6 protein-coding genes are annotated in these 12,166 nt (G+C 69.0%); all 6 read right to left on the bottom strand.

Annotation, left to right across the window (positions count from 1 at the left end; all coding sequences use genetic code 11):
• Positions 1-824: 824 nt before the first annotated feature.
• The 6 genes from pglX to ACWPOB_RS04280 all read right to left on the bottom strand — a co-directional run bounded on the left by pglX (position 825) and on the right by ACWPOB_RS04280 (position 12,137).
• On the bottom strand, positions 825-4,406 hold the full coding sequence (pglX, locus tag ACWPOB_RS04305; protein WP_455400000.1) for a BREX-2 system adenine-specific DNA-methyltransferase PglX: 3,582 nt from the start codon (positions 4,404-4,406) through the stop codon (positions 825-827).
• Positions 4,406-8,614 carry a BREX system serine/threonine kinase PglW gene (pglW, locus tag ACWPOB_RS04300; protein WP_455399999.1) on the bottom strand — a complete coding sequence of 1,403 codons (4,209 nt, stop codon included), beginning with the start codon at positions 8,612-8,614 and terminating at the stop codon, positions 4,406-4,408. Before pglW ends, pglX begins: the two co-directional genes overlap by 1 nt.
• A 114-nt stretch (positions 8,615-8,728) precedes the next feature.
• Positions 8,729-9,970: a cysteine--1-D-myo-inosityl 2-amino-2-deoxy-alpha-D-glucopyranoside ligase gene (gene mshC, locus ACWPOB_RS04295; RefSeq protein ID WP_455399998.1), complete on the bottom strand. Its 1,242-nt coding sequence runs from the start codon at positions 9,968-9,970 to the stop codon at positions 8,729-8,731.
• A gap of 51 nt (positions 9,971-10,021) precedes the next feature.
• Positions 10,022-10,825 (bottom strand): SCO1664 family protein, encoded by an 804-nt coding sequence (locus ACWPOB_RS04290; protein WP_050035239.1) that lies wholly within the window; start codon positions 10,823-10,825, stop codon positions 10,022-10,024.
• Positions 10,826-10,829: 4 nt separating this feature from the next.
• Positions 10,830-11,414, bottom strand: a complete 585-nt coding sequence (locus ACWPOB_RS04285; protein WP_100058250.1) for a DUF3090 domain-containing protein — start codon at positions 11,412-11,414, stop codon at positions 10,830-10,832.
• Between the two features lie 42 nt (positions 11,415-11,456).
• Positions 11,457-12,137: a histidine phosphatase family protein gene (locus ACWPOB_RS04280; RefSeq protein WP_006939362.1), complete on the bottom strand. Its 681-nt coding sequence runs from the start codon at positions 12,135-12,137 to the stop codon at positions 11,457-11,459.
• Positions 12,138-12,166: the final 29 nt, after the last annotated feature.

Raw genomic sequence — 12,166 nt, 5'->3', positions numbered from 1 at the left:
CCGTACGGTGGATTCTATCCACACGCCCCGCAGAGGCGTGCATCAGCAACGCGCCGCGAGCGCGTTCCGCGCCGGCCGACACTCCACCCGGCCGCCAGGCCTTCTTTCGACGCTGTAACCTTCCCGCCCCTCGATCCCGCGACCCGCGGTCCGATCGAGGGGCTCGAGGTGTTTCCTCGCCTGTCTCGGTGTGCGCGGCCAGTTCCGGTAACCGCGGCACATCGACGGTGGGTGTCGTCGCTCGTCTCCCACAGTCCGACGTCAGCGCATCGACGCTGCGAACCGGGGTGCCATTCCCTGGTTCGAAACCGACTGGGCACCAGTAACCCTCGTCTCCACAGCTGGTGGTGGAGCACCTGATCGAACGGGTCGACACGAACGGTCGGGTCCAGTACCAGCCGCACGTCCTCCGCGACGTGGGGCCGGAAGTGCTGGCCGAGATGGTCTATCGGGGCATGGCGACCGGGCAGCGTTGGGGAAGGGGCCGAAGCAAGCTCAGGGACCCGTAGGGTCTCCGATCGGTTGGGTGCAGCCGCCCGCAGGGCGTCCTCTTCTCGAAGCTCTTCCCAGGCCACATCGAAAGCGGCGGTGGGCGAGTCGAGTCCACCCGCCGCCTCCGGTGACGTCGAGATGACGATGGACGAGCTACGGATCGTGGCCCACTTCGCGACCGAAGCCGCGCAAGAAGCCGTGCCGATCTTCGACGATGCTCCAACGAGCACAGCACATCTCACCGCGCGCCGACCGCACGCAGCCGCGCGGCCTCTACTTGCGAGCGTGTTCGACCGGGTCCTCCGCACACCAGGCGCGGGCCGGTCACCGGATCAGGCCAGATCGGCCTCCTTCGTGGACTTCTTGGCGGTGCGGCGTCCGCGGCTGGGGGCTGGGGGTCGCCATGCCGCAAGGTCCTCGGTAGTGACGCCGAGGTCCGCACTGTGCGAGCGCAGCACTTCCTCGATGGTGTCGGCGACGGACTCGCCGTACTCCGGGTCGATCTCACCGTGCCACTGCCGCACCCACGGCAACAGTTCCGCCAAACCTGCCAGCATCGGGATCAGCTTCTCGGGGCTCTCCTGATCCCAGCCGTCGGTGGCGACACGTTCATCGACGAGCCCGGCCAGGGCCAAAGCCTGTTCGGCGTGATCCCAGCCTGCCCAGCCGAGCAGCATCGTCGGGTCGGTGTCGCGGTTTGCATTCGGATACGAGATGAACCGTTCCTTAGGCACGTCAAGCTTGCCGCGCCGCGACCAGTACGAACCCTTCAGGAAGTCTGCCGGCTTGTACTTCGGCGGCACCGGAATCGGGGACTTCAGCTCCTCCCCCGCGTCCTCGCGGCGCTGCAACTCCCAGGTGTGCTCCCACGCCTCCCGCTTGATCAGGCCGGACGGCTTGTAGCGCAGCGCGGCGAGGTAAGGCACGCCTTCCTCTTCGAGGAGTTTCTCGAGCGCGGTACCTGTGGAGACATCGGGACTGCCGGCCCACAACCGCAGCACCTGACGGAAGTCCTCATCGCGGTCGAGCCTGTCGGCGAGCTGCGCGACGCTTCGCGGGGTGGGATGCCCGTCCTCAAACCACAGATCGCGACTCTCAACACGATCCAACAGCCAGTCACGCAGGGCTTCGGTGACATGCTTGTCCCACGGTTCAGACGCCCAGCGCCGCTTGTTCTCCGGCTCCTCCAACAGCCGGATACCCGAATTCGACGCGATGACGTCGAGGCGGCGCTGGATCAGGTCGCGATAGTCTTCGGGTAGGTGCTTGGGGATCTCGACGACCGGGGTGGAGCGGTGTCGTTCGAACCAGACGGTGGATTCGCCGTCTTCGAGCCGCCGTGCAAGTGCGACCTCGAAAGCTCGCTCCCCCAGGCTAATTCCGGGCAAGTTCCCGGTGTAGGTGAGCTCCTCGTCGAGGAGCCCGTAGAGGCGGTAGCACTCCCAGTCGAGTTCTTCCTGGTGCGCAATCATCAGCGCACGGATGCGTTCCGACTCGGCACGGGCCGTTTCCAGGGCCTGGGTGGTGAGCGCCCCTGCCGCAGCGACGGCGGCCGGGGCTCGGGAGGCGAGTTCCTGCGCGAGGGTGTCGAGGGTGCGTGCGCGTTCCAAGGGGTAGGACGACGGAAGTGGGAAGTCCTTTAGGTTTGTACCTGTGAACTCATAGAAGACCTCCCACTCGTCGTGCATGAAGCCACCCGAACCGGACTGACTTCCCTTGTCGTGGCACACCTGTTTGAGCCAGAAGCAGCCCACCGAACTGTTCAGCACCCCGAGCAGCCGCAGGTGTTCGTCCTCACTTGCCCCCTCCGGCAACTTGATCACCGGTGCGGAACGGTTGAACACCTTCCCGCCACGGTCCAGGACGAAATGATTGTGCGTGGCGACGAAAGCGAAGGTGATCGACAATGGGATTCGAATCTTGTTGCGGTAGAGCTCGCGAATCTCCCACCAATGAAGTTGAGGAATCTGTTCAACCGGCACCCCAAATCGCTTCCGTACCTGCAGCAACCGCCTGTATTGCCACAGATGGTGACTAATCCCCGAAAGCGAAAGCGGCTCCAAATCCGCGCTGTATGGCCATGCTGTCGCGACAGTCGGGGCCGTTCTGTAATCGCGGACAACGTCCCCCTCGACCATCGGCACAAACTGCTCGATACGTATCCGCGAAGCAGTTTTTCCGAGAGGTAGGAAGAAGGCATCGTCCTCTCCAGTAATCGCGGCGAAACCAATGCTCGTTATATACCGTTCGAGAGTCTCCCTTCCGTCAGCTATGGCGGTCAACAACTCGACTGCACCGCCACCTGACAGACTCCAAGGATGCGCGCTGAGGAGCGAGCGGTTGAGACTAGCTACGCTGATCCAGCCGTTGTCGAAGCCCGGTTCGTCCACATGCTCAACGATGGCCGACCACACCAGTCCCTTCGCTGGCACGTCCGGCTTCCCCGGCTCGCCTCTCACTCCCAGCACCGCGCGAACGGTGTCACCCACCGGAGTCCGATTGCGCCCCACCAGGATCACCGTCGGCGTGCCATGACCTGGGATGTAGGCACCTGAGGTGTCGATGACCTGCTTCAGATCGCGTGTACTCAGAAACTCTTCGATGAGCTTGGTCCCGAACTCGCGCTTCATGAACGAATTCGAGGTGATTTGCCCGACCCAACCGGGCTTGCCCGCAGCGTCACTCTTCGCAAGGTCGAAGAAGAGCTCCATGAACGGCACCGTCAGCGCGTACTGCCGGTGACACGTCGAATAGAGCTGCCGGTAAGTCGCATTGAGAGCCGCGTCCTTGACCGTGATGTATGGCGGATTCCCCACCACCACATCGTGTTCCCGCTGCAGGATCGCCTTCAACGCATTGGCATTCTCCGTCGACAGCGCCATCTGCTCGCTTCCCGTGGACCACAGGTCGTCGCTGATCGCCTGCTGCCGCGCCCCCCACAGCAACGAATCGCCAGCCGCGAGGTTCAGTTCGATGTCGATCAGTTTCTCGATCGACTTGTCCCCGCTCGCGTCCAACGCCGCGACCATCAATCTGAACTGTGCGATCGCAACAGCGAACGGGTTGATGTCTACGCCGAACACTGACGCGAGTGCCTTCTGCACCAACACGCGCGAACCAAGGGCCGGCGCCTCCCGCTCCCACTGCTCCAGCAGGCGATGGAACGCACCGAGCAGGAAGTGACCCGACCCGCACGTCGGGTCGATCACCGTGAACCCCTCGAGCGGCCGCCCGGCGAGCGCCGGCTCCAGGGTCTGGTCGAGGATGAACTCCTCCACGAACTCCGGGGTCTGCAACAGCGCGTACGTCTTCTTCGCGAACTCCGACAGGTCCTGATAGACGTCACCGAGGAAGCGGGTGTCCACCCCGACGAAGCTCCACAGCGGCTCACCGGAAGCGTCCTTGTCCCACCAGAATTCGAGCAGCGCACGAGCCGCGTCACCCGAGGGTGCGACCTGGTGCAGCGGCGAGTAGTCGTCGACGAGGCCGCGGGTGGCTTCCATCTTCGCGAAATGCTCGATGATTGTCTCGAGCCATTCACGGTCGGTGTGCTCAGCGAATTCGGTGAAGTACGCGCGGCGGGCGTCGAGGGCCTGCTGGCGCGCGTCGGCGTTCGGGCCACCGATCCACGCCTTCGACACCAGCGCATGATCCTCGCAGTAGCGGGCGAACACCGTCAGCAGCACCCACGCCACCGCGGCCTGCGTCACGCGTTCGTCCCGCCACGCCTGCCACGACGCCGCCGTGCGCTGCGCCGTGAGCGCGGCCGTGTGCTCGGCGCGCCACCGCTCCCCCGCACCCACCTGCCGGGCATCGACATCCGCGCCGTCGACACGCGCACGCAGATCGTCCTCGAGGACCGTGACCTGCTTGCGCAGCGCCTTCACCAACTCGGTCGCGGAAAAGTCCGCCATCACACCTTCTCGCTCTCAGCTGCCTCGGTCTTCGCAACCGAGTACGTCACATACTGTCCACCCGGCGAACCCAACTGGATCGGATCACCGTCGATCACCGCTCCGCGCTGCCCACGCATCTGCGGCAGCACCACCCACACCGGCCGGCGGCGCGGCGCCGACAGGTCGGCCAGCCGCGCCAGCACGTCGAGGTAGCCGTAGCGTGCGAGCGGCGACAACTCGGTGAGGACCAGTGGCGTCGCCGGCACACCGTCCTCGAACACCTGCGCCTCGATACGGGCACACGCCCGCGGCATCACCTGATCGAGCACCGCGCGCAGACCCCGCGCATCGCGGCTACCGGCCTCGGCGGCGTCGGCGCTGCGGATCAGATCCCACGACACGCCCTTCTCGGCGGCGAACGCGCGCATCGCCTCGACGATTTCCCCGGTCACGTCCACGAGATCGCCGTCGTACGTTGCGGCGAGTTCCGCCGCGACCTTCTGATGGTCGCCGGGGCGATGCACCGTCACACCGAATGCGAGGAAACCGTTCTCCCGCAGCGATGTCGCGACCAGCGAACCGTATATCGAACCACCGCCGCCGGATGCGCCCGCGGTGTCGCCGGGGGGTCCGGTGTAGGTGGCGGCGCGGGTGTTCAGGCTGGTTTCGCTGGCGGGCGTGGCCTGCTCGTAGCGGTAGCCGGTGCCGTCCCACGCCAACCCGATGCCTGCGCGTTCGATGTGCGCATCGAGGGCCGGGCGGCCGGGCAGCCGATCGAGTTCCGGGAAACGGGCTGCCACACGAGCCCGCACCTCGGTGGGCGAGAGCGCCTCGGTCTGCGCGAGACCGGCCAGCGCGATGCGCAGCGCGTCGGACGGCCCGAGGTTACGTCGATGCAGTTCACCGCGTCCCGATACGGCCGCGTACCGGGAGATGGCCGCGGCCAGGCGGATCAACCGTGCATCCGACGGAAGCGGCACCTGGGCATCCGGCCCCGCGGCGCCCTTGTAGGCGCGGGTGAAAGCCGCGCGCAGATCGCGAGCGGCGGTACTGACGCGCACCACCTCGGATGCGGGGGTCGAGACCATCAGGTCGTCGGCGCGCCGCCCGGCCGCTTCCGCTCCAGCGAGCAGCAACTCGTCCTCCGCGATGAGCGCGAGACGTCCGGCGTGACGACGCCGCACCCAACGGCGGGTGCCTTCCGCGGTTTCGTGTTCGGTGAGCCGGTCGAGGGCGGCACGCAGCAGACCCGCAGCGGCGCGTTCAGCGAGGCGCGGTGCCGCGGCGTCGGACGGCGACGCAGGCGGTTGCGGCAGCCGCCCACGGATCTCGGCGGTGAGGGTAGACACCGCCACCACTCCACCGGAGTCGCGCAGTACCTGTTCGGCGACAGCGATCAGTTCGTCGAGCAGTTCACGGGTGGCGGGGTTCTCGGCCCAGTTGGCCTGCAGCTCCTTCAGGAGTTGGTGGCCGCGTGGGCTGGTCTTCCTCAGAGCGGACGCCAGTTCGTTACCGGACGCGAACGCGTCGAGGGTGCCGGTGGTGCCGAGCAGCAGTTCCGCGGCCTGGCGTCGGGTGCTGGTACGGCCCGTCGCGACGGCGGACAGCAGCAGCGCCACGGCCTCGTCGAGGCCGAGCAGCCCCTGGGTGCTCGCGGGCTTCGTCGCGGACCGGCCGAGTTCCTTGACCCAGGCGCGGTGCCGGTCGCGGATCTCGGTGCGGGTGGCCTTCGCTTCCTTCGCGACGAGGCGGTTGAGGCGGGTGGAGTCGAGCGCCACCAGTTCCCCGACCGTGGTGACGTGCACGGCCGCGAGCGCCGACACCGCGCGAGCACTCAAACCGGCCGCGGCGAGCGCCGTTGCGGCCTCGACCTTCTGGACCGGTTCGGGGGCAGCGTCGAGGTCGGTGAACGCTCGACGCCACGCGCCCAGCATGTCTTCGGCGGTGTCGGGTCGCGCGGCGGCGTCGCGGGACAGTGCCGAGGTGAAGAACGCGGTGAGCGCGGCGGCGACCGGCGTCTCGAACATGGCCGGGTCGACGGTGACGTCGTCGTCGACGGTGGCCGGGTTGGCCTGCGGGTCGGGTCCGTACTGCGGGGCGGTGCCGGTGGCCATCTCGAACAGCACCACGGCGGCGCCGTAGCGTTCGGCGGCGGTGTCGTACTGGCGGCGTCCGCCGGTGCCGAGGAACGGGTCCAGGTAAGGCGGGGTGCCGGCCTCGATGTTGCGGGGGTCGACCCCGGCCATCGAGAAGTCGAACAGTCGCAGGTGCGTATCGGCACGCGAACTCGACTGGTGCACACCGAGATTCGACGGTTTGAGGTCGCGGTGGGTGACGCCGGCGCGTTCGAGCGCGATCAGCGCCTGCAGCAGGTCGGTGCCCCAGCGTTCGAGCAGGTCGATCGACAGCCGACCACCCTTGGCGGCCAGCTCCTCGGCGAGGGTGGTGCGACCTGCGTCGTGCACGACCAGCGCGGTGCGCCCGCCGACGTGCTCCTCGGAGGCGAGCTGGACGATGCGCGGATCGTCGAGTTTCGCGAGCACCTGCGCTTCGGCGTGCAGGCGGGCGGCGGCTTCGTCGTCACGGGCGACCTTGAGGACCCGTTCGTGATCGCCGGCCTTGCGGTCGACGACAAGGATGCCCACCGCGGTGGAGCCGGCGCCGAGGCGGCGCTTGTAGACGAAGCGGCCGTCGCCGAGTTCGTCACCGGGTTTGGCCTCGAGCGGGTCGGTTTCGCCTTCCGCGCGGAACAGTTCGCCGCGGACCTGTTCGAGGCGTTCGAGGAACTCGGCGACGGTGGCGATGCGTTCCGCAGGGCTGGGATCGGTGGCGTCGAGGACGAGTTGCCGCAGCACCGACGGCACCTGCGGCAGTTCCACAGCCAGGTCGAGACCGCCGTCGCGACGCAGCCGGTCGAGCAGCTCGCCGCGTTCGGTGGCCGGGGACACCCCACCGCTGAGCAGATAGAAGGCCAGCGCACCGAGCCCGAAGACGTCCATGCGCGCCGGGTCGGCGGGGCTGGCGCCTTCCGGGGCGGCGAACAAGCGCGCCTGGTCGCTGAGCGCCCCGGCCATCAGGCTCAACGGTCCGGCGGACAGCCGGGTGATGCCGGTGTCGGCGTTGGCGGGCAGCACCCCGGCGGTGTCCCAGTCGGTGACCTGCGGTTGCGGGCCGGCGGCGCGGTCGCGCACGACGACCGCACGCGGATTCAGGGTGCGATGCACCACCCGATGCCGGTGTGCGTAGTGCACGATCTCGGCGATCTCGGCGACGAGCTCGAGCTGCTGCTCGAGCGCGAGCCTGGCGCGGTGATCGGCGAGCCACAGATCCAACCGCAGTTCGTCCTTGGACTGCAGGAACACCAGACCGATGCCGAGTTCCTTGTCCTTGACCACGTCGACGGGCACCTGCAGGCCGTCGTGCTTGAGCCGCGACAGCAGCTTGTACTCGTGTTCGACGCCGCGCGCCCGGGCATGTTCCTCCGCGGAGGTGGCGCCGGGTTTGGGCAGGTAGAAGCGGATGCGGGCTTCCCGTTCCATGTCGACGTGGTGGAAGGCCGGCCAGTCCTGCCAGCCTTCCCCGTCGCCGAGGGGTTGTTCGTCGATCACCCACGAGCCGAGTTCCCGCTGCCGCCGCGGTGCGAGTCCGATCGCGGTCATCAGATCGCGGATCAGCAGGGACTTCTCCTCGCTGACCGGCTCGTGCTTGGACGGCGCGAGCAGACGCTCGCCGATGCCGGGCAGGCCGCTGTGGGGTTCGTTGCCGTCGAGGCCGTACAGGTTGATCGCGGAACTGGCCGGCAGCGCGCACCGAAGGTCGGGGTGGTGCAGGAACACCAGTTCCTGCACGAACGGGATGACGCCCTTGAGGTTCTTCTGCCCGGTCTTCTCGGCCAAGCGGTCCTTGAGCAGCGACGAGAAGTACTGGGCCTTCTTGCGGGTGAGCAGCAGCGGCGAGTCCTCGGACCGGTACCCGCCGCGACTCCACACGTGGTCGTTGCCGCGCAGCGTGCCGCTGTAGTACTTGAGTTCGATCAGGTAAAGGGTGTCGCGGGACAGGACGAGCAGATCCACCTCGTGCCAGCGACCGCGGTTGTCGCGGAACTCGAAGTTCGACCAGGCACGGAACGGCGGGGCGTCCGGCAGCAAATCCTTGACGAAGTCGAGGCCGAGCTTTTCATGCTCGAACTGCGAGGGGCTGACCTCGACCCAACGGTCACTTTGCACCTGTTCCCGCACCTCTCGATCTCATCCGTCACCCATGTATAGAGAGTCGAGTGTGCACATCTCGTCGTTACGCCTCGGCGTGTCGCGACGAGATGTGCACACTCGAAATGCGCTCTATCGCAGCGGGATGCCGAGCAGGGCGTCGACGGCGTGCGCGAACGCGGCGGGTGCGGCCGCGTCGTCGCCGCCGCGGTCGACGGCGAAGCGGGCCCAAGCGTCGAGGGCGTCGAGGGCCTTGGGGGTGTCGAGGTCGTCGGCGAGGTGCTGACGCAGCCGCGCGATGGTGTCGTCGGCGGACTGGGCCGAGCCCAGGGCCGCGGCGTCGCGCCACAGGGCGAGGCGGGCCTGGGCGTCGGCGAGGACCTGATCGGTCCAGGCGCGGTCGGTGCGGTAGTGCCCGGCGAGCAGGCCCAGACGGAGGGCGGCGGGGTCGACGCCCTGGCCGCGGAGCTTGGAGACGAACACGAGGTTGCCGCGGGACTTGGACATCTTCTCGCCGTCGAGGCCGATCATCCCGGTGTGCACGTAGTGCCGGGCGAAGCGGCGGTCGCCGGTGACGGCCTCGGCGTGGGCGGCGGAGAATTCGTGGTGGGGGAAGATCAGGTCGCTGCCGCCGCCCTGGACGTCGAAGCCGCTGCCGATGCGGTTGAGGGCGATGGCGGCGCATTCGATGTGCCAGCCGGGGCGGCCGTCGCCGAACGGGGACGGCCAGGCCGGTTCGCCGGGCCGCTGCGCGCGCCAGAGCAGGGCGTCGAGCGGGTCGCGTTTGCCGGGCCGGTCGGGGTCGCCGCCGCGTTCGGCGAAGAAGTGCTCCATGGTGGCGCGGTCGTAGCCGGATTCGTAGCCGAACTGCTCGGTGGCGTCGGCGCGGAAGTACACGTCGGGGTATTCGGCGTCGTCGACGATGTACGCGGCGCCGGAGGCGACGAGTTTCTCGACCAGTTCGACGACCTCGCCGACGGATTCGACGGCGCCGATGTAGTCGCGGGGCGGCAGGACGCGCAGCGCCTCCATGTCCTCGCGGAACAGGGCGGTCTCGCGCATGCCGAGGACGATCCAGTCCTCGCCGTCGCGGGCGGCACGTTCGAACAGCGGGTCGTCGACGTCGGTGACGTTCTGGACGTAGTGCACGTCGTGGCCGGCGTCGCGCCACACCCGGTGGACCAGGTCGAAGGCGAGGTAGGTGGCGGCGTGACCGAGGTGGGTGGCGTCGTAGGGGGTGATGCCGCAGACGTACATCGTGGCCGTGCGGCCCGGGGTGACGGGGCGGACCGCGCGGTCCGCGGTGTCGTAGAGCCGCAGCGGGGGGCCCTGGCCGGGGACGGACGGGAGCGCGATGTCGGACCATGACAGCATGCGCACGAGCCTAGTGGAGGGCGCGGGCGGCTCCGGACGGAGGCCGGGTCCTCAGAACGCCGGCCAGGGGATGCGCCGCTCTCCGACCGGGCGGGGCATGACGGGGCGGCGGAGCAGGGCGCCGACGCGGCCCCGCAGGGCGGCGACCTCGCCGGCGGTGATGTGGGTACCCAGCCGCTGCCCGAGTTCGCCGTCGAGTTCGCGGGCGAGTTTGTCCAGGTCGACGAGCAGCGACGGGTCGACCTGGCTGCCGGCCCAGCCCCACAGCACGGTGCGCAGCTTGTTCTCCCGGTGCAGGCAGATGCCGTGGTCGACGCCGTATACGCCGCCGTCGACGCCCTCGAGGGCGTGCCCGCCCTTGCGGTCGGCGTTGTTGAGGATCACGTCGAGCACGGCCATGCGCTGCAGTCGCGGGTCGTCGGCGTGGACGAGGACGACGTCGGTGCCGTCGAGGTCGCGGGCGCGCAGGACGGGCAGCCAGCCGGGCGGGACGGCGTCGATCGGACACAGGTCGACCAGGTCGAGGCGGCCGGGCGGGTCGGCGGGGTCGGGGGTGTCGATCCACCGCTGCACCATGCCGGTCCCGAAGGGTCCCTCGCGCAGCACGGTGGTGGGGATGACGCCCCAGCCGAGGGCCTCGGAGACGAGGTAGGAGGCCACCTCCCGGCCGGCGAGGGTGCCGTCGGGGAAGTCCCACAGGGGCCGTTCGCCGCGGACGGGCTTGTACACGCAGCGCACGGTGGTCGCGTCGAGGGTGGCGTCGCACACCAGGGTGGCGTTGCTGGCGTGCACGACGCGGCCGACCACGGTGAGTTCGCCGTCGGTGAGCACGGTGCGGACGTCGGGGCTGCCCACCGGGTCAGGTCTCCTCGCCGAGCCAGGCGGCGGGGTCGAAGCCCTCGGTGCGCAGGTACCCGTTGGTGCGTACGCAGATGTGGCCGCCGCCGACCGGTTCGCCGCACAGCGGGCACGGGGTGCGGCCGGCGGCGACGACGAGTTCGGACCGGGCGGCGAATTCGCGGGCCTGCTGGGGGGTGAGGAAGACGCGGACCGCGTCCGGGCCCTCCTCGGCGTCGTCGAGGACGACGGACTCGTCGACTTCGGTCTCGGTGACGGCGAGCAGTTCGACGACGACGTTGCCGCTGTCGGCGTCCCAGCCCAGGCCCATGGTCCCGACGCGGAACTCCGCGTCGATGGGGGTGATGAGCGGACTGATGTCGACGTCCGCGTCCTCGGGCAGGTCCGTGCCGAAGCGGCGGTGCACCTCCTCGAGCAGCAGGCCCATGCGGTCGGCGAGGATCTGCACCTGCTGCTTCTCGAGCATCACGCTCACCACCCGGGAGGCGTGCACGGCCTGCAGATAGAACACCCGGTCGCCGGGTTCACCGACGGTGCCGGCGACGAACCGGTCCGGGGTCCGGAAGACATGTATCGCGCGGGCCATCGCACCTCCTCGTTGTCGAATCCATCCGGTGTCGCTCTCCCATTATCCGCCGCGGGGACCGACCTCCCCGCCCGGCACGGGCGCCGGTTGCGCCGGCGGCGCGAGCCCGGACAGGTCCGAGCCGGTGTCGTTGACGCGCAGCACGAACGGGCGGGTCTCGGTGTAGCGGACGACGCTGAGGGAGGCGGGCTCGGCGACGATGCGCTGATAGCCGTCGAGGTGCGTGCCGAGCGCGTCGGCGAGGACGGCCTTGATGACGTCGCCGTGGGTGCAGGCGATCCAGACGACGTCGCCGCCGTGGGCGGCGGCGAGGCGGCCGTCGTGTTCGCGGACGGCGGTGACGGCGCGGGCCTGGACCTGCGCGAGGCCTTCGCCGTCGGGGAACACCGCGGCGGAGGCGTGCTGCTGGACCACCTTCCACAGCGGTTCCTTCAGCAGGTCACCGAGTTCGCGGCCGGTCCACTGCCCGTAGTCCACCTCGACGAGGCGGTCGTCGACGAGGGGGGTCAGGCCGCGGTCGGCGGCGAGGGGGGTCACCGTCTGGCGGCAGCGCAGCAGCGGCGAGTGCACGATCTCGGCGATGGTGAGGCCGGCGAGCCGGTCGACGAGGCCCTTGGCCTGGATGTGGCCCATCTCGTCGAGTTCGACGCCGGGGGTGCGGCCGGCGAGGACCCGGGAGGTGTTCGCCGTCGAGCGCCCGTGCCGCAGCAGGATGACCGTCATGAAGCCAGCCTAATGGGCCGGGCGCCCGA

Source organism: Rhodococcus sp. 2H158 (assembly GCF_053764755.1).
This window is presented reverse-complemented; position numbering and strand designations above follow the sequence as displayed.